The organism is Micromonospora sp. NPDC049275, assembly GCF_043197115.1.
Taxonomy (GTDB): domain Bacteria; phylum Actinomycetota; class Actinomycetes; order Mycobacteriales; family Micromonosporaceae; genus Micromonospora.
This window is the reverse complement of the sequence record NZ_JBICSN010000012.1, coordinates 53,143-74,960: the sequence shown is the minus strand read 5'-3', so window position 1 is coordinate 74,960 and position 21,818 is coordinate 53,143. Positions and strand designations below refer to the sequence as shown.

Below are 21,818 nucleotides of genomic sequence, written 5' to 3'. Positions count from 1 at the left end.
ACGACCCGTATCACGCGTTTCGCACAGCCTGCCACTCCCTGAGGATCGCCGCCTCATCCGCCGGGTCCAGTCCACCCTGCCGTACGGTGTCGGGCCGCGCTGTCATCCAGGACGCGGTCGCCCGAACGGTGTCCGACAACGGACGGACCGTCAGACCCGCGTCCAGCGCAGGCCGGGCATCCCGATCCATCAGGCCAGCCCACTCCGGCAGGCGCACCCACAGCGGCAGCGCCCGCTCCCCCGACCACTCGCGTACGTCGCGCGCCGCCAGGAAGTCCTGATCGACCCAGGTGAGCTGCGGGTCGGCGACGCCCAGGCCGGCCGCCACACCGGTCAGCAGATCGGCACGGGACAGCGCCGGGCCGATGCCGTCGTACGTGCCGGCGAGGCGGGCGCCGGCGGCGTGCAGCAACCAGCCGGCCAGGTCGGCGACGTCCACGAACTGCACCCGGTCGGTCGGCCGGCCGGGCGCGAGAACCTCCCCGCCGTTCGCCAGCCGCCGCACCCAGTACGGGAAGCGATCGCTCGGGTCCTCCGCGCCGACGATAAGCCCCGCGCGACAGATGAACGACAGGTCCGCGCCCATCCGCTCGCGGACCAGCGACTCGATGCTGACCTTGCACTCGCCGTACCAGCGGTGGTCGGGGCCGACCGGAGCGTCCACGTCCGGCGGAGCGGGCGGCAGCAGCGGCGCGTCGGCCGCTGTCTGACCCGGGGTGGTGTTGTCCGCGTACACCGAGATCGTGGACACGAACGACCAGTGACCAACATGGTCGGCCAGCGTGGCGAGGGCGTACCGGGCATGGCTGACCTGACGGGTCACGTCGATCACCGCGTCGAAGCCGTCGTCGGCGAGTGGCGCCAGCGCCGCGGGCTCGTCGCGGTCGACAGGCACGAACCGCGCACCGGTCGGCACGACACCGGACACGCCCCGGGCCGCGCAGGTCACCTCATGGCCCTGCGCGACGGCCAGTCGGGCCAGCGCCCGCCCGAGAAACCGGGTGCCACCGAGAATCAGGATTCGCATCCGCCGATCCTGCGCCGTCGACCGCCGATCACGCCAAGAACTCTGCTGTGGGCAGAGCGCCGGCCGGCCGATCGGTAGTCGCGCCGGGCGCTAGCGTGTGGCACATGGCAGAGCGCAGCGTGGTGGTGACCGGAGGCACGGGTGGCCTCGGCGGGGCGGTCGTCGCCTCGTTCGTCGACGCGGGCTGGCGGGTGGTCGTACCGCAGCGGGCAGCCCGGCCCGGGTCGGAGCCGGCGGCGGACGGGCTGGTCCGGGTCGTCGCGGACCTGACCGACCCGGCCGGCGCGGCAGCCGTCGTCGAGGCCGCCCTCGGCGACCCGGCGGCGCCGCTGCGGGCGGTGGTCAACCTCGTCGGCGGGTACGCGAGCGGCGGCCTGGTGCACGAGACGCCGGTCGACGAGTTCGAGCGGATGCTCACCGTCAACCTGCGACCCACCTACCTGGTCACCCAGGCCGCGCTGCCGCACCTCGTGGCGGCCGGCGGTGGCGCGGTGGTGTGCGTCTCGGCTCGCGCTGCGGTGAGCCCGTTCGCCGGCGCGGCCGGCTACGTCACGGCCAAGGCGGCGGTGCTCGCCTTCGCCAACGCGGTCGCGGTGGAGTACCGCTCCCGCAACGTGCGCTGCAACACCGTGCTGCCCAGCGTCATCGACACCCCGGCGAACCGCGCCGCGCAGCCCGACGCCGACCACTCCCGCTGGGTGACGCCGGCCGAGATCGCGCCGGTGATCCGCTTCCTCGCCTCGACGGACTCCGCGCCGACCACCGGGGCCAGCGTTCCGGTCTACGGACGCGCCTGAACGAGCAGCGACACGACGCCGCCGCGCTCGACCCGCTCCTGGGTCGGCGCGGCCGGGGGCGCCGGCTGCGGTACGTCGGTGGGCGCCGACCCGTCCGACGATCGGGTGGGGTCGGGGCGGACGTCCTCCGGCAGCCAGGTCGCCAGGTGCGCCTGGATCTGCTCGGTCACCTCCTCGGCCGAACGGCCCGCGTCGACGAGGACGAAGCTCGGATACTCGGGCAGGGTCCGGTAGGCGGTGTCCGCCGCGGTGAGCCAGCCCATCGACTCGTGGTCGGTGCCGCGCTCCTCGATGCGCTGGTACGCCACGGCCGGGTCGACGGCGAGCAGGAAGGTCACCTGCGGCGTCGGGAAGAGGCGGTAGCCGGCCCGGGCCAGCCGCTCCCAGCGGTTCCCGCCGTGTGCGCGGATGCTGGCGTACTGGCAGGCCGAGTAGCGGTCCATGACCGCCGTCCGGCCGGTGAGCAGGCAACTGAGCAGGGCCACGGCGATGGCGAGCCAGCGCAGCACGGACTCCACCGCCAGGACGCCGTCCCGTCCGACGAGCCGTTGCGCGTCCGGGAGGCCGAGCCGGTGCGCGAGCCGGCCGAGCCAGCGCCGCCCGCTGGCGTTGCGACGGTACGCGGCGGGACGCCCCGCGGCGGTGAGCGCGTCGGCCAGCCGGTGCGCCTGCGTGGTCTTGCCCGAGCCGTCGATGCCGATCAGGGCGACGGTGCGCAACCGGGCCCCGCCGCGTCGCATCCCCGATGATCTGGCCACCCTCGACAGGTTATCCGACCCATGCTTGCGCCCCGCGACGTTTATACCCCTTTGTCCCCGTTGACACCTGACCGCGACGACAGCAGGTGTGGGCGACCGGAATGCCGGGTACGGGAGTTCGAATCCAACCGCCTGTCCACCAACACGACCGACGGGAGATCCAGATGGCTGAGCGCGGGGACGAGAGTCTGGTGCACACCCTGAAGAAGGTCGCCGCCGTGCTCAAGCAGTCCGAGATCCCGTTCGCCCTGGGCGGCAGCTTCGCCGTCTACGCCCACGGCGGCCACTCGAGCGACCACGACGTCGACTTCCTGATCCGCGAGGCCGACGTCGAGCGGTCCCTGGAAGCGCTCGTGGCCGCGGGTTTCCGCGCCGAGCGACCGCCGGAGGACTGGCTGGTCAAGGTCTTCGACGACGGGCGGATGGTGGATCTGATCCACCGGCCGATCGAGACGCCGGTGACCGAGGAGACGTTCGCCGACACCGTCGTGCGGCCGGTGGACGCCATCCACATGCCGGTCCTGTCCGCCACCCAGCTCATGGTGCACAAGCTGCTGAGCTTCTCCCAGCACTACTGCGACTTCGCCCGCGGCCTGCCGCTGGCCAGATCGCTGCGGGAGCAGATCGACTGGGAACGGGTACGCAAGGAGACGCAGCACTCGCCGTACGCCGAGGCGTTCCTGGTGCTGTTGGACCGGCTGGAGGTGGTGCCGGAACCCGGCGCCCCGGCAGGAGAGGAGACACCGTGACGAACGATCAGGCCGGTGGCGTGGCGCCACCCGACGAGTACGTCGAAGCGGAGATTCAACGGCTGCTCACCGAGGATCCGGCCGTCGCCGAACAGGGGATCACGGTCGTCCGGCGGGAAGGCGCCATCGTGCTGTACGGCGAGGTGGAGAGCCCGCACCGGCGGGAGGAGATCCTGCGCCGGGTCTCGGAGCGCTTCCCGGACGTGCCGATCACCAGCGACATCGGTGTGATCCGCGCCCAGGCGCCCACGGAGATCGAGCAACTGCCCTGAGGGAGGTTTCATGGTGATCCGGATCGCCGCCGTGGGCGACGTGCATCTGGACGAGGACGTGGTCGGCCGGTTCCGCCCGGCGCTCGAGGAGCTGCCGGAGTGCGCCGACGTGCTGCTGCTGGCCGGCGACCTCACCCGGCACGGCACCGAGGCCGAGGCGCGCTGCGTGGCGCAGGAGTTCGGCGGGTTGGCCGTGCCGGTGGTGACCGTGCTGGGCAACCACGACCACCAGTGTGACCAGGTGCCGCAGGTGGTGAAGGTGCTCGAAGACGCGGGCATCACCGTGCTGGAGGGCGACGGCGTGGTGCTGGACTGCGCGGGCGGCCGGCTCGGTATCGCCGGCGTCAAGGGTTTCGGCGGGGGGTTCGCCGGCCGGTGCGCGAGCGACTTCGGCGAGCCGGAGATGAAGGCGTTCGTCCGGACCACAAACGAGAGCGCGGATCGCCTCGGAGCGGCCCTGCGCTCGCTGGACTGCGACATGCTTGTCGCGCTGACCCACTACTCGCCGGTTCCGGACACGCTTGTCGGCGAGCCGCTGGAGATCTACCCGTTCCTGGGGTCGTACCAACTCGGGCAGGCGATCGACTCGGCGCCCACCGCGCTGGCCGTGCACGGGCACGCGCACGCCGGCACCGAGCGCGGCACCACCCCGGGAGGGGTACGCGTCCGCAACGTGGCGCACCCGGTGATCAAGCAGGCGTACAGCGTCTTCCACGTCGGGGATCAACTCGACACCGACCAGGTTTCCCCGATCGGAGGGTCGGGTAGACAGAGGTCATGGAGCTGATTCTCTGGATTCTCGCAGTCGTACTCGTGGTCGCCGGCATCCTCGCGCTGTTCCGCCGGCAGATCCTGTGGGGCATCGTCCTCATCGTCGTCGGGCTGTTGGTCGGCCCGGGTGGTGTCAGCATCTTCAATTGACGTTCGTACCCCTTAAACAAACACTCCTTCACCACACCGAGACCCGTCGGGGTCGCCGTGGCCGGAGCTTCGTCCTCCCGACAGAAGCACCGGCCGCGGTGGCCCCGGCGCTTTTTTGTGGGTTTGACCAGGCCGTCGAGCGGCAATATCTCGACCATGGAGATATCTCGCGAGGCACGGCCCACCTCCGGCCGACGGTCGCGCTGGGCGCTCGCCGGCTTCGCGGCGGCGGTCTTCGTCGCGGCGGCGATCGGCGGGCTGGGGGTGCAGGGCACCACCGACGAGTACGCGAGCCTGCGCCAGCCGGGCTGGGCGCCGCCGTCCTGGCTCTTCGGGCCGGTCTGGACGGTGCTCTACGCGCTTATCGCCGTCGCCGGCTGGCTGGTGTGGCGTCGGGTCGGCTTCTCCCCCGCGCTCTGGGCGTGGACGGCCCAACTCGTCCTCAACGCCATCTGGACGCCACTGTTCTTCGGCGCGGGGCAGTACGGGCTGGCGTTCGCCGAGATCGTGGTGATGTGGCTGGCGATCGGCCTCACCGTCGTGCTCTTCACCCGGGTGTCCCGGGTCGCCACGGCTCTGCTGCTGCCGTACTGGGCGTGGGTCACGTTCGCCGCCGCGCTCAACCTGTCGATCTGGCAACTGAACACCTGACCGACGCCGGACCTCCGGCGGGAGGCAGCCCCGCCGGAGGCCCGCTGGCGCGTCAGCAGCGGGGCACGTTCGGGATGTAGCCGTCGTAGCCGGTGTAGACGTACGCGTCGGCGATGTAGCGGCCGCTGCCGATGCGGTCCCAGATCGAGCTGGTGCCGTACGTGCCGGTGACAGTGGTGCCGCTGGTCTGGCAGGCGATGGTCACCCGGGTGCCGTCGGCGACGGTGCCCACCGAGGCGTATCCCGTGCCGGGGCCGGAGCGGACGGTCAGCGGCGTGCCGCTGGTGTCGACAGTGGCGTTGCCGGAGCCCGAGCTGCAGTTGTTGTCGCTGGTGTAGGTCTTGGTGCCCCAGTACAGGCCGAGGGTGCCGTTGAACCTGACCTGGACGTCGTTGCCGTTGAGGCGCTGCTCGTAGTGCAGGTGGGGGCCGGTGGACCCGCCGGTGCTGCCCACCCAGCCGAGCACCTTGCCGTAGCCGACGGTCTGCCCCACCGAGACGTTGAAGCCGTTGAGGTGGGCGTAGTAGGTCGAGTACCCGCCACCGTGGTTGATCCGGACGTACTTGCCGTAACTGGTGCCACCGAGGTCCGTGACCCGGTCGACGGTGCCGGGGGCGCTGGCCACCACCGGGTCGCCGAGGTCGTCTGTGCGGTTGAAGTCGACCGCGTTCGCCGGGCTGTGGTCCGACCGGGTCTGCCCGGACCAGGACTGACCGCACGGGAACGGCACCTTGAAGGTCGGCGCGGCCAGCGCCGGGCTCGCCGGCGCGAGGACTCCACCGACGAGCAGGCCCGTCACCAGCAGACTGATCCACCGCTTACGCATCCAGATCCTCCTATGTTGAAAACCTTCGATGAGGTGGCCCTAGCCTGACAGATATCGCCAATCTTCGAAAGAGTCCCGATCTTCGCCCGACAGCCCGCCCAGACGGCGGACACGAGGTTTCGGGATTGTTACTCGCTCGTGTCTGACAGGGGGTGGACCAGACCCGATGCAAGCGCTTACATGTGTGCACGCCCAATCGGACCGGCGAGGGTCGTCAGCGCAGACCACGCCGGCTAGGAAGGAGGACGGCATGGCGGTCTTTACCAGACCACGCCAGGCCTTCGTGATCGCCGGTGTGCTCGGGCTGGCGCTCAGCGCCACCGCTTGCGGTACCGGTGACGACAAGAAGAGCGACAAGGCGGGCTCCGCGGAGTGCGCCCCATACGAGAAGTACCAGGGCAACGACGGCAAGAAGGTCTCCATCTACGCGTCCATCCGTGACGCCGAGGCCGACCTGCTCGAGCGGTCGTGGTCCCAGTTCACCGAGTGCACCGGCATCAAGATCGCGTACGAGGGCAGCGGCGAGTTCGAGGCCCAGCTCCCCGTCCGGGTCGACGGTGGCAACGCGCCCGACATCGCCTTCGTGCCCCAGCCGGGCCTCGTGAAGCGGTTCGCGGACGCCGGCAAGCTGAAGCAGCTCGGCGCCGACACCAAGACCATGGCCGAGCAGAACATGCCTGCCGACTGGCTGAAGTACGGCACCGTCAACGGGACGCTCTACGGCGTGCCGCTCGGCGCGAACGTCAAGTCCTTCGTCTGGTACTCCCCGAAGACGTTCAAGGAGAAGGGCTGGGAGGTCCCGACCACCTGGGATCAGCTCATCGCCCTGAGCGACAAGATCGCCGCCAGTGGCATGAAGCCGTGGTGCGCGGGCGTCGAGTCCGGTGACGCCACCGGCTGGCCGGCCACCGACTGGATCGAGGACGTGCTGCTGCGGACGGCGGGCGCCGAGGTCTACGACCAGTGGACCACCCACCAGATCGCGTTCAACGACCCGCGGGTCGTCGACGCGGTGGAGCGCGCCGGCACGATCCTCAAGAACGAGAAGTACATGAACGGCGGCTTCGGCGGCGTCAAGAGCATCACCACCACCGCCTTCCAGGAGGCGGGCCTGCCGGTGACCACCGGCAAGTGCGCGATGCACCGTCAGGCGTCGTTCTACGCCAACCAGTTCCCCGAGGGCACCAAGGTGGCTGAGGACGGCGACGCGTTCGCCTTCTACTTCCCGGCCATCGACGCCGCCAAGGGCAAGCCGGTGCTGGGCGCGGGCGAGTTCGTCGTCGCCTACGCCGACCGTCCCGAGGTCCAGGCGGTGCAGACCTACCTGGCCTCCGCCGAGTACGTCAACAGCCGCGCGAAGCTCGGCAACTGGGTCACGGCGAACAACAAGCTGGACATCGCCAACGTCGCCAGCCCGATCGACAAGCTCTCCGTCCAGATCCTTCAGGACAAGACCGGCGTCTTCCGGTTCGACGGTTCCGACCTGATGCCGGCGGCCGTCGGCGCGGGGACGTTCTGGAAGGGCATGATCGAGTGGCTGAACGGCAAGCAGACCGCCCCGGTGCTCCAGGGCATCGAGAGCAGCTGGCCTAAGTGATCTCGACGGTGGCCCGGCCCGCGACAGCGGGCCGGGCCACCGTTCGAACCGGACCCGGAAGGGAGGGTTGATGGAGTTCGACTTCGCCGAGGAGCAGCCGAAGCTCCTCATGCTGATGTACGGGCTGATCGCCTTCGTGGTGGTGGTGGGCGGTCTGCTCCTGCTGCTCGACGTCGTGCCGGCCTGGTTTGCCCGGCGACGGGAGGCGCAGCTCGTCGCTGCCTCGGCGAGTGGAGCTCCTCTCCCCCGCCGGTACAAGCCGCGGGAGGGGATCTTCGCGATCTTCTTCCTGCTGCCCACGCTGTTGCTGCTCGCCATCGGCCTGGTCGTGCCGGCCCTCCGCACCATGCTGCTCTCCCTGATGAACGGGAGCAGCACCGACTGGGTGGGGTTGCGCAACTACGGCTGGATGTTCTCCGACAACTCGATGCTCCGGGTCCTGATCAACACCCTGGTCTGGGTGGTGCTGGTCCCGCTGGTCGCGACCGCGTTCGGCCTGATCTACGCCGTCCTGGTGGACAAGGCCCGGTTCGAGGCCGTGGCCAAGTCGCTCATCTTCCTGCCGATGGCGATCTCCTTCGTGGGCGCCAGCATCATCTGGAAGTTCGTCTACGCCTACCGCGGCGACGGGGACCAGATCGGTCTGCTCAACCAGATCGTGGTCAGCCTCGGCGGCGAACCGAAGCAGTGGCTGCTCGAATCACCCCTGAACACGCTGCTGCTGATCGTCATCATGGTCTGGATCCAGGCCGGCTTCGCCATGGTGGTGCTCTCCGCCGCGATCAAGGCGATCCCCGGCGACATCGTGGAGGCCGCCCGGCTCGACGGGGTCAGCCCCTGGCAGATGTTCTGGCAGATCACCATGCCGAGCATTCGGCCGGCGCTGATCGTGGTGGCCGTGACGCTCACGATCGCCACGCTCAAGGTCTTCGACATCGTCCGGACCGCGACCAACGGCAACTACGACACCAACGTGATCGCCAGCGAGATGTACAACCAGGCGTTCCGGTACGGCCAGAACGGGCAGGGCTCCGCGCTCGCGGTCTTCCTCTTCATCCTGGTCATCCCGGTCGTGATCTACCAGATCCGCAACCTCCGTCGACAGCGGGAGGGCTGACATGACGACCGCAACGCCCACCGTCGCCGCCGGTACGCAGAAGACCGACGGCACGCCGTCCACCACCGCTGGGCGGGTCCGTCGGCGACTCAACAGCCGTACGGCCACGCTCGTCTCGATCGTCATCGCGGTGGTCTGGACCATCCCGACGTTCGGCCTGCTCGTCTCCTCCCTCCGGCCGGAGGACGAGATCAAGACCACCGGCTGGTGGACCGCCTTCACCAACCCACAGTTCACGCTGGAGAACTACCAGCAGGTCCTGTTCGGGCGGTCGTCCTCGTCCGGGCAGCTCGCCAGCTACTTCATCAACTCGCTGGCGATCACCATCCCGTCGGTGCTCTTTCCGCTCGCCTTCGCGTCCCTGGCCGCGTACGCGCTCGCGTGGATCAACTTCCGCGGGCGGGACTGGCTCTACATCGCGATCTTCGCGTTGCAGATCGTTCCGCTGCAGATGGCCCTGGTGCCGCTGCTGAGGTTCTTCTCCACAGGCGTCTCCCTCGGCGGCGTCACGCTGATGCCAGCGTGGGACCTGGTCGACGAGCAGAAGTTCGCCCAGGTGTGGTTCGCGCACACCTGCTTCGCGCTTCCGTTCGCCGTCTTCCTGCTGCACAACTTCATCTCGCAGCTCCCCGGCGACCTGATGGAGGCGGCCCGGGTCGACGGGGCAACCCACCCGAAGATCTTCCGCACCATCGTGTTGCCGCTGATCACCCCGGCGCTTGCCGCGTTCGGCATCTTCCAGTTCCTCTGGGTCTGGAACGACCTGCTGGTCGCGCTGATCTTCGCCGGTGGCGGCAACGAGACCGCCCCGCTCACGGTTCGCCTGGCCGAGATGGCCGGCACCCGGGGCAGCGAATGGCAACGGCTGACCGCAGGCGCGTTCGTCTCGATCGTTGTACCGCTCGTCGTATTCCTGTCCCTGCAGCGCTTCTTCGTGCGAGGTCTGCTCGCCGGCAGCGTCAAGGGCTGACCCGCTTGCCCGCCGCCGCCTGCCCCTGAGGGCGGCGGCGGGCGACGGGTACCGAGCGGGGGAACCGTGACGAAGATTGATGATGTCGCCCGGTTGGCCGGGGTGTCCACGGCAACCGTCTCGCGGGCCCTGCGCGGGCTGCCGACGGTCTCGGCCGCCACCCGACGCAGAGTGCTCGCGGCCGCCGAGCAGCTCGACTACGCGGTCTCGCCGAGCGCGTCCCGGCTCGCTGGCGGCCGCACCGGCACGGTCGCGGTGGTCGTACCCCGGATCACCCGGTGGTTCTTCAGCACCGTCGTCGAGGCGGTCGAGGACTACCTGCACCACTCCGGCTACGACCTGCTGCTCTACAACCTGGGCGGTCGGGAGCAGATCCGCCAGCGGGTGCTGCGCACCGCCAACCTGCACAAGCGGGTGGACGCCATGATGCTTGTCGCCACGCCGCTGCGCCCCGCGGACCTGACCGCGCTGGCCTCCCTGGACCTGCCCGGCGTGACCATCAGCTCGGGGAGCAGGGTCCCCAACTGGCCGTGCGTACGCATCGACGACGTGGCCGCCGCGCGGACGGCCACCCGCCACCTGCTCGACCTCGGGCACCGGCGGATCGCGCACATCTCCGGAGATCCCGACGACGAGCTGGCCTTCACCACCCACCTCGACCGGCGCCGGGGCTACCAGGCGGCGCTGCGAGCCGCCGGTCTGCGACCCGATCCGAGCCTGGACGTCGAGTCGTCGTTCACCATCGACGGCGGCAACCGGGCCACCGCCGAGTTGCTGGCCCGCGGCGTTCCACCGACCGCGATCGTCGCCGCCTGCGACGAGATGGCGATGGGCGCGATGACCGCCCTGCGCGACGCCGGACTGCGCGTACCGCAGGACGTCAGCGTCGTCGGCATCGACGACCACGACCTCGCAGGCGTGCTCGGACTCAGCACCATCGCCCAGCCCGCCGCGGAACAGGGCCGGCTGGCCGCCCGAATGCTGCTCGACCCGCTGGGCGCCCGCAGCCTGAGCCCTATCGTCGGCCAACGAACCGCCGACGGGGACACACCGGTGATCCTGCCCACTCGGCTGGTGGTGCGAGAGTCCACCGCGCCGCCCCGGGCAGACTGAACCCCAACCATCCGCCGCCGGCCGGCGGCTGGCGGCGACGCGGCCGGCAGCAGCACCGCCGGCAGTCCACCCACCGCGCGACACGGGAGACGACCCTGAACACCGATCCGACCCAGCAGACCTCCTCCGGTCACCCGATCACCGGCTGGTGGACCGAGGCCGCCATCTACCAGATCTACCCACGCTCGTTCGCCGACTCCGACGGCGACGGCATCGGGGACCTGCCGGGCATCACCGCCCGCCTCGACCACCTGGCCGAGCTGGGCGTCGACGCGGTGTGGCTCTCCCCGTTCTATCCGTCGCCGCAGGCCGACGCGGGCTACGACGTGGCCGACTACCGCGACGTGGACCCGCTGTTCGGCACCCTCGCCGACGCGGACAAGCTGATCGCCGAGGCCCGCTCCCGGGGCCTGCGGGTGATCGTCGACCTGGTGCCGAACCACACCTCGTCGGCGCACCGCTGGTTCCAGGCCGCGCTGGCCGCCGCGCCGGGCAGCGCCCAGCGGTCCCGGTACATCTTCCGCGACGGCCTCGGCCCGGCCGGCGACCAGCCGCCGAACGACTGGCAGAGCGTCTTCGGCGGCCCGGCCTGGACGCGGACGGTCGACCCGGACGGCCGGCCCGGCCAGTGGTACCTGCACCTGTTCGACACCGGCCAGCCCGACCTCAACTGGGACAACCCGGAGGTGCACGAGGAGTTCCTCGGCGTCCTGCGGTTCTGGCTGGACCGCGGGGTGGACGGCTTCCGCGTCGACGTGGCCCACGGCCTCGTCAAGCAGGCCGACCTGGCCGACTGGCAGGAGCCCCAGGAGATCCTCTCCGGCAACGAGATCGACAAGCCGCGCCCGCCGATGTGGGACCAGGAGGGCGTGCACGAGATCTACCGGCAGTGGCGACGGGTCCTGGACAGCTACCCCGGTGAGCGGGTGCTGGTCGCCGAGGCGTGGGTGGAGCCGGCCGAGCGGTTGGCCCGCTATGTCCGCCCGGACGAGATGCACCAGGCGTTCAACTTCGAGTACCTGCTCGCCGCGTGGACCGCGCCGGCCCAGTACGCGGTGATCACCCGCTCCCTGGAGGCGACCGACTCGGTGGGCGCGCCGACGACCTGGGTGCTGTCCAACCACGACGTGGTGCGGCACGCCTCCCGGCTCGGCCTTGCGGTCGGCGGCGGCCGACCCAACGGCATCGGCATCGGCGACCCGCAGCCGGACGCCGCGCTCGGCCTGCGCCGGGCCCGCGCGGCCACCCTGCTGATGCTCGCCCTGCCCGGCTCCGCGTACCTCTACCAGGGCGAGGAGCTGGGCCTGCCCGAGCACACCACGATGCCCGACGAGGCCCGGCAGGACCCGACCTGGGCGCGCAGCGGGCACACCCAGCGGGGCCGCGACGGCTGCCGGGTGCCGATCCCGTGGGAGGCCGACGCCCCGTCGTACGGCTTCGGACCCACCGACGCCAGCTGGCTGCCGCAACCCCCGTCCTGGGCGGAGTACGCGCTGGACCGGCAGCGCGACGTGCCCGGTTCGACGTACGAGCTGTACCGCACGGCGCTGCGGCTGCGCCGCGCCCACGGCCTGGGCCGGGGCACGCTGGAGTGGCTGTCCTCGGGCGACGAGACGCTCACCTTCCGCAACGGCGAGCTGACCGTGCTTACCAACTTCGGCGACGCGCCGGTGCCGGTTCCGGCCGGCGCCGAGGTGCTCGCCACCAGCGCACCCCTGGACGACGACAACGCGGTCCCGACCGACGTGACGGTCTGGCTGCGCTGACTCTGACCCGAGTCCGTGAGGGGCCAACATCAGGGATGTTGGCCCCCTCACGCTCGCCCGAGGCAGCACTTTCCCTGATGTTGCCCGGATCAGGGCGCAGTGCGGCGTCAGAGACGGTCGGCGCGGGTGTGCAGCAGGTCGTGCACGTCGTCGATGTCCGCCGGCGAGGTCCGCGAGGCGAGCCAGTACATGACGCCGGTGGGGATGAAGAAGAGCTGGAACGCGGCCAGCCCGACGGCGAAGTTCAGCGGTGGCGGGAACGCCGCGCGCAGCCCCTGGAAGGCGACGCCGACCACCCCGTTGCCGGCGGCCCGGCCGACGCCGTTGACCAGGTTGCCGAGGCTGTAGACGGTGCCCCGGTGCTCCGGCGGGTTCACGTCGGCGATCAGCGCGAACCAGTTCGGCGAGTTGGCCGAGGTGAGCGCCAGCGCCACCACCGCGGTGAGCAGGCTCAGACCGACCGACGGCTCGGTGACCACGCTGGACAGCACCGCGCCGACGACCGCGCCCGCACTGCCGCCGTCGGGCACGTCGATGGTCACCGGAACGAAGAACAGCACCAGGTAGAACGGCAGCGCGGCCAGGATGCCGACCGCCGCGACAAGTGCCCGACCCCGAGGGGTACGCCGCTGCACCGCGTCGCCGACCAGCCCGCCGACGATGGAGAGCACGCCGCCGAGCTGGAACAGCGTGGCGAAGACGCTGCCCACCACCACCGCTGTCGACTCCGAGTAGCCCTGCGCCTCGGCCCGCTCGGCGAAGAGCCTCGGCAGCCAGACCAGTGAGCCGAAGGCAGCCTGCGCGGTCAGGCCCTGCAGGATCAACCACCTGTTGGTCCGCCGGGCCAGGATGCGCGGCAGATCGGCGCGGCTGATCCGGTAGTCGTACTCGGCGCCGGTGTCCAACGCGCCGGCCAGCTCGGGTTCGCTCTGGCCGCGCCGGATGTCGTAGGTGAACAGGTACGCGACTGTGGCGACCACGCCCACGCCGGTCAGCACCCAGAACGGTCGCCGCCAGTCGGTCGCCCCGAGCAGCCCACCCACAAGCGTCCCGGCCAGCGTGCCGACGCCCTGGGAGAGCCCCCAGAAGCTCATCACCAGCCCGCGCCGGGTCGGTGAGATCAGGTCGGTGACGACCGAGAAGCCCACCGAGCCGACCGCGCCGAGACCGACCGCCGCGACGAGCTGGGCGGTCAGGAACATGAGGTAGCCGTCGGCGAGCGCGCTGCCTCCGGTGCCCGCCGCCCAGAGCAGAGTGCCCACCATCAGCAGCGGTTTGCGGTTGGTGCGGTCGCCGACGTACGCCCAGCCGACCGCGGCCACCGCGCTGACCAGGAAGCTGACAGCGGTGACGAGGCCGAGCAGCCCGCCCGACACGTCGAACGCGTCGGAGATCGGCCCGTACAGCGGTGGGACCAGCCCGATCGCCACGTTGTCCAGCGAGGCGAGCAGCACGAACACCACGACGCTGTACAGCCGGTGCGTCCGGCCGCCGCCCCGGCCGTGCCAGCCCCTGGTCACCGTCATGACCGGCAGCCAACCAGACTCCGACGACGGGGTCGCCACGCGGGTGGGTGCCGGTCGGCTCCCACCCGCGTCGACTGCGAGGTGTCAGCGGCGGTCGAGGACCAGTCCGCGGGCCGCCGCGTACTGCTCACGGACGGCGGGGACGGGCTCCGCCGCGTACTCCTCGGTGCCCTTGACCTCCCACTGCGGCGGCGTGGGACCACCCAGGGCGACCCATGCGGCCTGGCGGGCGGCGCCGTCGGCGACGTACTCCCCGGCGGGCGGGACGACCACCGGGCAGCCGAAGACCTGCGGTGCGATCCGGCGGACCGCGGCCGACCGTGCCCCGCCGCCGACGAGGATGACCCGGCGGACGGTGGCACCCTGCGCGGTCAGCGCGTCCAGGCCGTCGGCGAGCGCGCAGAGCATGCCCTCCACGGCGGCCCGGGCCAGGTGCGCGGGGGTCGACGTGCGCAGGGTCAGCCCGTGCACCGCGCCGGTGGCCAGCGGACGGTTGGGCGTCCGCTCACCCTCCAGGTAGGGCACCATGACCAGCCCGTCCGCGCCGGCCGGCGCGGAGAGCGCCAGATCGGCCAGCTCGTCCAGGCCGACACCGAGCATCGTGGCGGCGGCGTCCAGCACCCGGGCGGCGTTGAGCGTGCAGACCAGCGGCAGGAAGCGGCCCGACGCGTCGGCGAAGCCGGCCACGGCGCCGCTCTCGTCGGCGGCCGGCACGTCGGCCACGCTGAACACCGTGCCGGAGGTGCCGATCGAGACGACCACGTCACCGGGGCCGGCGCCGACGCCGAACGCGGCGGCGGCGTTGTCACCGGTGCCCGCGCCGAGCAGCGCGCCGCCCCCACCCAGCTCGTCGGCGAGCGTGCCGGCCGACTCGGCCGGGCCCAGCACCTCGGGCACGACGAGCTGCCGACCGAAGGCCCGTTCCAGCAGGTCGGGACGGTAGGAGCCGGTGGCCGGGGACCAGTAGCCGGTGCCGCTGGCGTCGCCCCGGTCGGTCCGCAGCGCTGCCAGCCCCGACGCACCGGCCAGCCGCCAGGTCAGCCAGTCGTGCGGCAGGCAGACGGCCGCCACCCGGGCGGCCTGCTCCGGCTCGTGCCGGGCCAGCCAGCGCAGCTTGGTGATGGTGAAGCTCGCCACCGGCACGCTGCCGGTGGCCTCGGCCCAGAACCGTCGTCCGGCCGCGCCGCCGCCGGCCTCCTCGATCAGGTCGGCGGCGGCGTCGGCGGAGCGGGTGTCGTTCCACAGCAGGGCCGGGCGGACCACCCGGCCCGCCTCGTCGAGGCAGACCATGCCGTGCTGCTGGCCGGCGACCGAGATCGCCGCGACGTCGGCCAGCCCGCCGGCCTCGTCGGCGGCGCTACGCAGCGCCTCCCACCAGGCTTCCGGGTCGACCTCGGTGCCGTCCGGGTGCGGTGCCCGGCCCTGCCGGAGCAGGGCGCCGGTCTCCGCGTCCCGGATGACCACCTTGCAGGACTGGGTGGACGAGTCAACGCCTGCGACCAACGGCATGGCGGGGCCTCAGCGAGCGCCGAGCAGGTGCTCGACGGCGAGCTGGTTGAGCCGGACGAAGGCGAAGCCCCGCTCGGCCACCGCGTCCACGTCGACGTCCTCGAACGCGGACCGGTCGGCAAGGAACTCCTCGTAGCCCTCGCCCTCGTTGAGCGTCGGCGTGTTCAGGTCGCCGACCTTGCTGGCGGCGAGCGCCTCGACCACCTCGGGGTCGGCGCGGAACGCCGCCGCCCGCTCCTTGAGCAGCAGGTACGTGCTCATGTTGGCCGCCGCGGAAGCCCAGACGCCGTCCATGTCCTCGGTGCGGGAGGGCTTGTAGTCGAAGTGCCGGGGGCCGTCGTAGGCGGGGCCGCCGTTCGGGCCGCCGTTCTCCAGGAGGTCCACCAGGGCGAACGCGTTCATCAGGTCACCGTGGCCGAAGACCAGGTCCTGGTCGTACTTGATGCCGCGCTGGCCGTTGAGGTCCAGGTGGAACAGCTTGCCCTGCCAGAGCGCCTGGGCGATGCCGTGGGCGTAGTTGAGCCCGGCCATCTGCTCGTGGCCGACCTCCGGGTTGAGACCCACCAGCTCCGGGTGGGCCAGCTGGGAGATGAAACCGAGCGCGTGCCCGATGGTCGGGAGCAGGATGTCGCCGCGCGGCTCGTTGGGCTTGGGCTCCAGGGCGAACCGCAGGCCGTAGCCCTTGTCGATGGAGTACTGGGTGAGGAGGTCCACCGCCTCGCGGTAGCGGTCCAGGGCGGCGCGCACGTCCTTGGCGAGGTCGTACTCCGAGCCCTCGCGGCCACCCCACATGACGAAGGTGCTGGCGCCCAGCTCGGCGGCCAGGTCGACCTGGCGCAGCACCTTGCGCAGCGCGAAGCGACGGACGTCGCGGTCGTTGCTGGTGAAACCGCCGTCCTTGAAGATCGGGTGGGTGAAGAGGTTGGTGGTGACCATCGGCACCACCAGGCCGGTCTCGTCGAGCGCCTTGCGGAACCGGGCGATGTGCTGGTCGCGGGTGGCGGCGTCGGCCCCGAACGGGATCAGGTCGTCGTCGTGGAAGGTGATGCCGTACGCGCCCAGCTCGGCGAGCCGGTGCACCGCCTCGACGGCGTCGAGCTCGGGACGGGTCGCGTCGCCGAACGGGTCGCGGGCCTGCCAGCCCACGGTCCAGAGCCCGAAGGAGAACTTGTCGGCGGGGGTGGGACGGGGTGCCATGAGCTACCTCCGGGTGGTGGTGTCAGCTATTTGTTCAGCGATTGAATTATTTGCCCGCCCTATGGCACTGTCAAGGGGTGAGCCCCACCCACGCCCCGGCCGGCGCAGCCCGTCAGGGCAGCCTCCGCGAGCTCAACCTCGCCCTGGTTCTCGGCCGGATCGCCGCCGCCGACCGTCCCCCGTCCCGGGCCGACCTGGCCACCGCCACCGGCCTCACGCGGGCCACCGTCTCGGCGGTCGTCGAGGACCTGCTCGCTGGTCAACTGGTAAGCGAGGCAGACCCGGCGCCCCGGGCGGGCGCCGGCCGACCGGCCCGCGGGCTGGTGCTGGCCGACCAGGGCCCGGCCGGACTCGGCATGGAGGTCAACGTCGACTACCTGACGGTGTGCGTCGTCGACCTCGCCGGGCAGGTCCGGCACCGCACCGTGCACCGGGCCGACCTGCGCCCGGTCGCCCCCGCCGACGCACTGGCCCGCCTCGTCGACCTGGCCGGGCAGGCCCGAGCCGACGCGGCCCGACAGGGGCTCACCCTGGCTGGGGCGGCGCTCGCCGTACCCGGCCTGGTGGACGACGCCGGGCTGGTCCGGCTCGCGCCGAACCTCGGCTGGCGCGACGTTCCGGTCCCCGAACTGCTCAGCGGCCACCCGGCCCTGACCGACCAGGTGCCGGGCGTACCGACCCTGGTGGTGGACAACGAGGCCAACTTCGCGGCGCTCGGCGAGCTGCACTCCCGGCCGCCCGGCCCGGCCAGCTTCCTGCACATCTCCGGCGAGGTCGGCATCGGCGCGGGGATCGTCCTGGACGGTGCCCTGTTCCGCGGGGTGCGCGGCTGGAGCGGCGAGATCGGGCACTTCCCGGTCCACCCGCAGGGGCGGCCCTGCCGCTGCGGCGGTCGTGGCTGCCTGGAGCAGTACGCCGGCCAGGAGGCGATAGTTGCCGCCGCCGGACTGCTGCGGGCGGAGCTTCCCGCGGACACCGCGACGGCGCGGCTGGCCGAGTTGGCCGAGGCCGGCGACCCGGACGCGCTGCGGGCACTGCACGACGCCGGCGCGGCCCTCGGGGTGGCGGTCGCCAGCGTGGTCAACCTGCTGGACCTGGACACCGTGGTGCTCGGCGGTGGGTACGCCCCGCTGGCACCCTGGCTGTGCCCGCCGGTGCTCGCCGAGATCGCGGCCCGGGTGCTCACCGCCGCGTGGTCACCGGTCACGGTCCGGCCCTCGACCCTCGGTCCGGAGGCGGCCGCCGTCGGCGCTGCCGAATCGGTGGTCCGGCGGATCGTCGCCCGGCCCGCCGGCTGGCTGGGCCGCTCCGGCTGACGCGCTCTGGGCTTGCCCCGGTGCCGCTCGGTACGCTTGCCGTCGGGCAACGATCCGCAGGCGAGGAGTGCAGGAGCAGCATGCGTACAGGTCGTCAGACGCGGGCCGGCGTCGGGCGGTGACCACGACCCGACGGGGCGGCCTCGCCGGTCCGGTCGACGGCGACGGGCAGCCCCCGCCCCGACCGACCCGCCAGAGCGCCGGTGGTGCGCTGCCGGCCGACTCGCCGCTGGCCCGCGAACTGCTCGACGGGCTCGCCGAGGCGGTGCTGACGACCGACGAGACCGGCCGGGTCACCCTCGTCAACGCCCGGGCGGCCCACCTGCTCCCGGAGATCGTCGCAGGCGTCGAGCTGTCCCGGTGCCCGGTGACCGCACTGGCCCGGGCCGTCTCCGACGGCACCGAGAGCTTCGACGCCGAACACCACGGCCGGCGCCTGCGGGGCGGTCGACGGCAGCTCGCCGGCAGCCGGTACGCCTGGTACGTCCGCGACGTCACCGAGGAGCACGCCCGCACCGACGCCCTGCTGGCCGAGCGCTCCCGCACCGCGTTCCTCGCCCAGGCCGGCAGCCGGCTCGGGCTGTCCCTGCATCGGGACCAGACACTGCGCACCACAGCCACCCTCGCCGTGCCGTACCTGGCCGACGCCGCCGTGGCGCTGCTCCGGCCGCCCGCGCCGGCCGAGCCGCACCCGCGCTGGACGCGGTACGCCGACGGTGAGCCGGCCCCGGTCACCGGGCGTGCCGGCCCGGAGTTGATTGCCGCGGTCCCCGGCCTCGACGAGGCGCTCGACGGTGTGCCCACCGAGCCGAGCCCCTGGCCGGACACCGAGGTCGCGGACCTTGCCGCCGTGCTTCCACAGGGGTTCGGTCGGCCGGGCACGGTGCTGGTCAGCCCGATGCCCGGTCCCGGGGGGTCGGCCGGCGCGCTGGTGTTGGTCCGCCGTGCCGGCCGCGCCGGCTTCGACCCACGCGACGTCGAGCTGGCCCGCGAGTTCGCCGCGCGGGCCGGCGCGGCGCTGGCCGCCGCCGAGCTGTACGGCGAGCAGGCCCACCTGGCCCGGGTGTTGCAGACCAGCCTGCTCCCGCCGGAGCTGCCGACGGTGCCCGGTGTGGGCATGGCCGGTGGTTACCGGGCCGCCGGGGACACGCTGCGCATCGGCGGCGACTTCTACGAGGTCTTTCCGCACTCGCGAGGCGCGCTGTTCGCGGTGGGCGACGTGTCCGGCAGGGGCGTCGGGGCGGCCGTGCTGACCGGCCGGGTCCGCCAGTCGTTGCAGACCCTACGACTGGTCGAGCAGCGACCGCTGGAGCTGATCCACCTGCTCAACCGCACGCTGTTCGACGCGCCCGACGCGGCACGGCGCAGCCAGCTCACCACTCTGCTGCTCGGGTCGCTGGAGCGCGGGCCGGCCGGGGTGGACATCCGGATCGCCGGCGGCGGTCACCCGGCGCCGCTGCTGGTCACCGCCGCCGGTTCGGTAGTCCCGGTTCCGGTCGGCGGGATGCCTGTCGGCGCACTTGTCGACGCCCGGTTCGCCGAGGCCCGGGTGCACCTCGACCCGGGCGACCTGCTCCTCGCGTACACCGATGGGGTGACCGAGGCGACCGGCGGCCCGGTCCACGTCGAGAAGTTCGGCGAGCACCGGCTACGCGCCGCGCTCGCCGCGGCGGCCGGGCTTCCTCCGGCCGCCCTGGTCGACAGGCTGCTCCGGGTGGTGGACGAGTGGCTGGGCGGGCAGACTCACGACGATGTCGCCATGCTGGCGGTGTGCGCGTCGACGCCGACCTGAGTCGGGCGGACCTGTCGACGGCGGCGGGGCGAGTCAGGCGGTTCGGGCCACCGGCGGCTCGCCGGTGGGCCAGTCGTGCGGCCTGCCCACCGCCCGCTCGGGGCCGGTCGGCCCGCTCTGCCACACCTGTCGGGTCGACCGCTCCGGGTGCTCCGACGAGTCCCGCGCCGGCCCGGCGGGCCGGTCCGGATCCTGCGGCTCCCCGTCGTCCGGCAGGTCTCCCCGGCCAGGGGGCCGGTCCCCGTCGTCCGGCGCCGAGCCGCTCAGCGTCCGCTGCCGGCGTGCGGCCTCGTCGAACTCCCGCATCCCGTCCACCAGCGCGGCACGGCCGGCCGGGGTCATCGTCGCCAGCACGGCGGCGATCCGCTCCTGACGGTCGGCGCGCAGCTCGGTGAGGAGTCGACGGGCCTCCGGGGTGAGGTGCAGGGAGATCTCGCGCCTGTCGAAGCGCCCCGGCTCGCGTTCCAGCATGCCGGCCGCGACCAAGCGGTCGCAGAGCCGGCTGGCGGAACTGAGCAACATGTCCAGGCGGTTGGCGAGCCGGCGTAGGTTGATCCCGTCGTGTTGCTCGACCACCATCACAGCCCGTAGTTGGGCTCCGGAGACCCGGCTGGCGGTCGCCTCGCGGGCGGAATCCCAGACGCCCAGCAGGGCTTCCGCCGCCGCGTCCAACGCGGCGGCCATACTTGTCGCAGGGTCCGGCGGACCATGTTTCTCGTCCATGGTGGCCCGAGAATACTCCGAAGCCACTGGTGGTCGAGCTTTGATCAAGGAGGCCTGATGAGCGAACCGGTCAATCGGGCACGACGTGGCCTGAACGAGACACCCGCCGACCGCCTCGTGGACGGCATCGGGAAGATCCTCGCCGAGGCGTACGGGATCACCGAGACCGAGCTGTACCAGGTCGACTACCGCCTCTCGGAGCTGCTGCCACTCACCGAGGGTGACTCTCTCCGGGGGGCCGGGCACCCGGCCTGGCGGTCCTTCGACCACCAGTCGCCCCTGTTGGTCGACGGCACCGCCTGGTTGCCGGTGAGCATGCGCGGCGAACGCCGGGGCGTCCTGCGCCTGGCGCCGGTGGCCGACGACCCGGCCGTGCTCGGCGAGCTGGCCGACATCGCCACCGCGCTCGCGCACGAGCTGGCCGCCGTGTCCCCCGGCACCGACGTCTACAGCGTCGCGCGACGCAGCCAGCGGCTCACGCTGGCCGCCGAGATGCAGTGGGACCTGCTCCCCGGCCGCAGCCGGATCCGGCCCTCGTTCAGCCTTGCCGGCCAGCTGGAACCGGCGTACGCCGTGCGGGGAGACAGCTTCGACTGGTCCGACGACGGCGAGAAGCTCTGGCTCTCCACGGTCAACGGAACCGGCGAGGGTGTCGCGGCGTCCCTGCTCACGTCGCTTGCCACCCACGCGCTGCGCAACGCCCGCCGGGCCGGCCTCGATCTGGGCGATCAGGCCGCCCTCGCCGACCAGGCCATCTACGACGAGTACCGGGGCAAGCGGCACCTCTCCGTGCTGTTGATGGAGCTGGACCTGCGCTCCGGGAGGATGACAGTGGTGGACGCCGGCTCGCCACGGCTCGTCCTGCTGCGCGACGGGGAGGTCACCGAGCAACCGCTGGAGGCGCAGTTCCCGCTCGGCATGTTCGAGGCGACCGACTACCACGAGCAGACGTTCACGCTGGAACGCGGCGACCGGCTCTTCGTGGTCAGCGACGGCGTGGTGGAGGCCACCGGGCGGAACGTGCGCTACGGCGAGACGGCACTGGACCGGTTCCTGCGGCGGACGGGCCCGATGGAGCCGCTGGACGCCGTCCGGTCGCTGATCGGTGACCTGCGCGCCTTCGTGGCCGGCGACCTCGTCGACGACGCCGTGGTGGTCTGCCTGGACTGGACCGGCCCGCAGGCGTGAACG

The 21,818-nt window shown here is 72.1% G+C and carries 21 protein-coding genes; 14 read left to right on the top strand and 7 right to left on the bottom strand.

Going from position 1 to position 21,818, the window contains the following annotated elements:
• Positions 1–10: 10 nt before the first annotated feature.
• Complete coding sequence (locus tag ACGFIE_RS26765) at positions 11–1,027, bottom strand: NAD-dependent epimerase/dehydratase family protein (RefSeq protein WP_393299547.1); 1,017 nt, start codon at positions 1,025–1,027, stop codon at positions 11–13.
• Between the two features lie 104 nt (positions 1,028–1,131).
• Here ACGFIE_RS26765 and ACGFIE_RS26760 point away from each other — a divergent pair, with 104 nt between their 5' ends.
• Positions 1,132–1,824, top strand: a complete 693-nt coding sequence (locus ACGFIE_RS26760; protein WP_393299544.1) for an SDR family NAD(P)-dependent oxidoreductase — start codon at positions 1,132–1,134, stop codon at positions 1,822–1,824.
• On the opposite strand, the gene ACGFIE_RS26755 is transcribed toward ACGFIE_RS26760, so the two are convergent.
• Positions 1,809–2,564 (bottom strand): dTMP kinase, encoded by a 756-nt coding sequence (locus ACGFIE_RS26755; protein ID WP_393299794.1) that lies wholly within the window; start codon positions 2,562–2,564, stop codon positions 1,809–1,811. The two genes, ACGFIE_RS26760 and ACGFIE_RS26755, sit on opposite strands and share 16 nt — an antisense overlap.
• 119 nt (positions 2,565–2,683) lie before the next feature.
• On the opposite strand from ACGFIE_RS26755, the gene ACGFIE_RS26750 reads away from it, so the two are divergent.
• The 5 genes from ACGFIE_RS26750 to ACGFIE_RS26730 all read left to right on the top strand — a co-directional run bounded on the left by ACGFIE_RS26750 (position 2,684) and on the right by ACGFIE_RS26730 (position 5,175).
• The gene (locus ACGFIE_RS26750) at positions 2,684–3,331 is read left to right on the top strand and encodes a nucleotidyltransferase family protein (protein ID WP_363679745.1); all 648 of its coding nucleotides are present in this window, start codon (positions 2,684–2,686) and stop codon (positions 3,329–3,331) included.
• Positions 3,328–3,603, top strand: coding sequence for a hypothetical protein (locus ACGFIE_RS26745; protein WP_363679747.1), 276 nt, complete (start codon positions 3,328–3,330; stop codon positions 3,601–3,603). Before ACGFIE_RS26750 ends, ACGFIE_RS26745 begins: the two co-directional genes overlap by 4 nt.
• Before the next feature lie 10 nt (positions 3,604–3,613).
• Positions 3,614–4,390 carry a metallophosphoesterase gene (locus ACGFIE_RS26740; RefSeq protein WP_393299542.1) on the top strand — a complete coding sequence of 259 codons (777 nt, stop codon included), beginning with the start codon at positions 3,614–3,616 and terminating at the stop codon, positions 4,388–4,390.
• A complete protein-coding gene (locus ACGFIE_RS26735) occupies positions 4,381–4,524 on the top strand; it encodes a GPGG-motif small membrane protein (RefSeq protein ID WP_007464364.1) in 144 nt (47 codons plus the stop codon). Before ACGFIE_RS26740 ends, ACGFIE_RS26735 begins: the two co-directional genes overlap by 10 nt.
• Positions 4,525–4,680: 156 nt before the next feature.
• Positions 4,681–5,175 (top strand): TspO/MBR family protein, encoded by a 495-nt coding sequence (locus tag ACGFIE_RS26730; protein ID WP_363679751.1) that lies wholly within the window; start codon positions 4,681–4,683, stop codon positions 5,173–5,175.
• Positions 5,176–5,227: 52 nt separating this feature from the next.
• Here ACGFIE_RS26730 and ACGFIE_RS26725 read toward each other — a convergent pair whose 3' ends face one another.
• Complete coding sequence (locus ACGFIE_RS26725) at positions 5,228–6,001, bottom strand: peptidoglycan DD-metalloendopeptidase family protein (RefSeq protein WP_363679753.1); 774 nt, start codon at positions 5,999–6,001, stop codon at positions 5,228–5,230.
• Between the two features lie 250 nt (positions 6,002–6,251).
• Here ACGFIE_RS26725 and ACGFIE_RS26720 point away from each other — a divergent pair, with 250 nt between their 5' ends.
• The 5 genes from ACGFIE_RS26720 to ACGFIE_RS26700 all read left to right on the top strand — a co-directional run bounded on the left by ACGFIE_RS26720 (position 6,252) and on the right by ACGFIE_RS26700 (position 12,564).
• Entirely contained in the window at positions 6,252–7,598 is a 1,347-nt protein-coding gene (locus tag ACGFIE_RS26720) for an ABC transporter substrate-binding protein (RefSeq protein WP_363679755.1), read from the top strand.
• A 70-nt stretch (positions 7,599–7,668) separates the two neighbouring features.
• Entirely contained in the window at positions 7,669–8,715 is a 1,047-nt protein-coding gene (locus tag ACGFIE_RS26715; RefSeq protein WP_363679757.1) for a sugar ABC transporter permease, read from the top strand.
• A gap of 1 nt (position 8,716) precedes the next feature.
• Entirely contained in the window at positions 8,717–9,685 is a 969-nt protein-coding gene (locus tag ACGFIE_RS26710; protein ID WP_363679759.1) for a carbohydrate ABC transporter permease, read from the top strand.
• A 66-nt stretch (positions 9,686–9,751) separates the two neighbouring features.
• A complete protein-coding gene (locus ACGFIE_RS26705) occupies positions 9,752–10,798 on the top strand; it encodes a LacI family DNA-binding transcriptional regulator (RefSeq protein ID WP_393299539.1) in 1,047 nt (348 codons plus the stop codon).
• A 95-nt stretch (positions 10,799–10,893) separates the two neighbouring features.
• Positions 10,894–12,564 carry a glycoside hydrolase family 13 protein gene (locus ACGFIE_RS26700; protein WP_393299791.1) on the top strand — a complete coding sequence of 557 codons (1,671 nt, stop codon included), beginning with the start codon at positions 10,894–10,896 and terminating at the stop codon, positions 12,562–12,564.
• Between the two features lie 107 nt (positions 12,565–12,671).
• On the opposite strand, the gene ACGFIE_RS26695 is transcribed toward ACGFIE_RS26700, so the two are convergent.
• The 3 genes from ACGFIE_RS26695 to xylA form a co-directional block, all read right to left on the bottom strand.
• Complete coding sequence (locus tag ACGFIE_RS26695) at positions 12,672–14,090, bottom strand: MFS transporter (RefSeq protein ID WP_393299537.1); 1,419 nt, start codon at positions 14,088–14,090, stop codon at positions 12,672–12,674.
• An 84-nt stretch (positions 14,091–14,174) separates the two neighbouring features.
• On the bottom strand, positions 14,175–15,599 hold the full coding sequence (xylB, locus tag ACGFIE_RS26690) for a xylulokinase (RefSeq protein WP_393299535.1): 1,425 nt from the start codon (positions 15,597–15,599) through the stop codon (positions 14,175–14,177).
• Between the two features lie 9 nt (positions 15,600–15,608).
• Positions 15,609–16,796, bottom strand: a complete 1,188-nt coding sequence (xylA, locus tag ACGFIE_RS26685) for a xylose isomerase (protein WP_363679767.1) — start codon at positions 16,794–16,796, stop codon at positions 15,609–15,611.
• Between the two features lie 77 nt (positions 16,797–16,873).
• Here xylA and ACGFIE_RS26680 point away from each other — a divergent pair, with 77 nt between their 5' ends.
• Together ACGFIE_RS26680 and ACGFIE_RS26675 are read left to right on the top strand one after the other, a co-directional pair.
• Positions 16,874–18,112 (top strand): ROK family protein, encoded by a 1,239-nt coding sequence (locus tag ACGFIE_RS26680; protein ID WP_393299532.1) that lies wholly within the window; start codon positions 16,874–16,876, stop codon positions 18,110–18,112.
• 118 nt (positions 18,113–18,230) lie between these two features.
• On the top strand, positions 18,231–19,904 hold the full coding sequence (locus tag ACGFIE_RS26675) for a SpoIIE family protein phosphatase (protein WP_393299529.1): 1,674 nt from the start codon (positions 18,231–18,233) through the stop codon (positions 19,902–19,904).
• Positions 19,905–19,937: 33 nt separating this feature from the next.
• Here ACGFIE_RS26675 and ACGFIE_RS26670 read toward each other — a convergent pair whose 3' ends face one another.
• Positions 19,938–20,627 (bottom strand): MarR family winged helix-turn-helix transcriptional regulator, encoded by a 690-nt coding sequence (locus tag ACGFIE_RS26670; protein ID WP_393299526.1) that lies wholly within the window; start codon positions 20,625–20,627, stop codon positions 19,938–19,940.
• 57 nt (positions 20,628–20,684) lie between these two features.
• Here ACGFIE_RS26670 and ACGFIE_RS26665 point away from each other — a divergent pair, with 57 nt between their 5' ends.
• Entirely contained in the window at positions 20,685–21,815 is a 1,131-nt protein-coding gene (locus tag ACGFIE_RS26665) for a PP2C family protein-serine/threonine phosphatase (protein WP_393299523.1), read from the top strand.
• The last annotated feature ends 3 nt before the right edge of the window (positions 21,816–21,818 follow it).

Excerpts from the sequence above, each read along its gene's own strand:
- xylA (WP_363679767.1), bottom strand. The coding sequence starts at position 16,796 with ATGGCACCCCGTCCCACCCCCGCCGACAAGTTCTCCTTCGGGCTCTGG.
- ACGFIE_RS26750 (WP_363679745.1), top strand. The coding sequence starts at position 2,684 with ATGCCGGGTACGGGAGTTCGAATCCAACCGCCTGTCCACCAACACGAC.
- ACGFIE_RS26755 (WP_393299794.1), bottom strand. The coding sequence starts at position 2,564 with ATGCGACGCGGCGGGGCCCGGTTGCGCACCGTCGCCCTGATCGGCATC.
- ACGFIE_RS26765 (WP_393299547.1), bottom strand. The coding sequence starts at position 1,027 with ATGCGAATCCTGATTCTCGGTGGCACCCGGTTTCTCGGGCGGGCGCTG.
- ACGFIE_RS26665 (WP_393299523.1), top strand. The coding sequence starts at position 20,685 with ATGAGCGAACCGGTCAATCGGGCACGACGTGGCCTGAACGAGACACCC.
- ACGFIE_RS26710 (WP_363679759.1), top strand. The coding sequence starts at position 8,717 with ATGACGACCGCAACGCCCACCGTCGCCGCCGGTACGCAGAAGACCGAC.
- ACGFIE_RS26695 (WP_393299537.1), bottom strand. The coding sequence starts at position 14,090 with ATGACGGTGACCAGGGGCTGGCACGGCCGGGGCGGCGGCCGGACGCAC.
- ACGFIE_RS26730 (WP_363679751.1), top strand. The coding sequence starts at position 4,681 with ATGGAGATATCTCGCGAGGCACGGCCCACCTCCGGCCGACGGTCGCGC.
- ACGFIE_RS26725 (WP_363679753.1), bottom strand. The coding sequence starts at position 6,001 with ATGCGTAAGCGGTGGATCAGTCTGCTGGTGACGGGCCTGCTCGTCGGT.
- ACGFIE_RS26735 (WP_007464364.1), top strand. The coding sequence starts at position 4,381 with ATGGAGCTGATTCTCTGGATTCTCGCAGTCGTACTCGTGGTCGCCGGC.
- ACGFIE_RS26670 (WP_393299526.1), bottom strand. The coding sequence starts at position 20,627 with ATGGACGAGAAACATGGTCCGCCGGACCCTGCGACAAGTATGGCCGCC.
- ACGFIE_RS26720 (WP_363679755.1), top strand. The coding sequence starts at position 6,252 with ATGGCGGTCTTTACCAGACCACGCCAGGCCTTCGTGATCGCCGGTGTG.
- ACGFIE_RS26715 (WP_363679757.1), top strand. The coding sequence starts at position 7,669 with ATGGAGTTCGACTTCGCCGAGGAGCAGCCGAAGCTCCTCATGCTGATG.
- xylB (WP_393299535.1), bottom strand. The coding sequence starts at position 15,599 with ATGCCGTTGGTCGCAGGCGTTGACTCGTCCACCCAGTCCTGCAAGGTG.
- ACGFIE_RS26760 (WP_393299544.1), top strand. The coding sequence starts at position 1,132 with ATGGCAGAGCGCAGCGTGGTGGTGACCGGAGGCACGGGTGGCCTCGGC.
- ACGFIE_RS26740 (WP_393299542.1), top strand. The coding sequence starts at position 3,614 with ATGGTGATCCGGATCGCCGCCGTGGGCGACGTGCATCTGGACGAGGAC.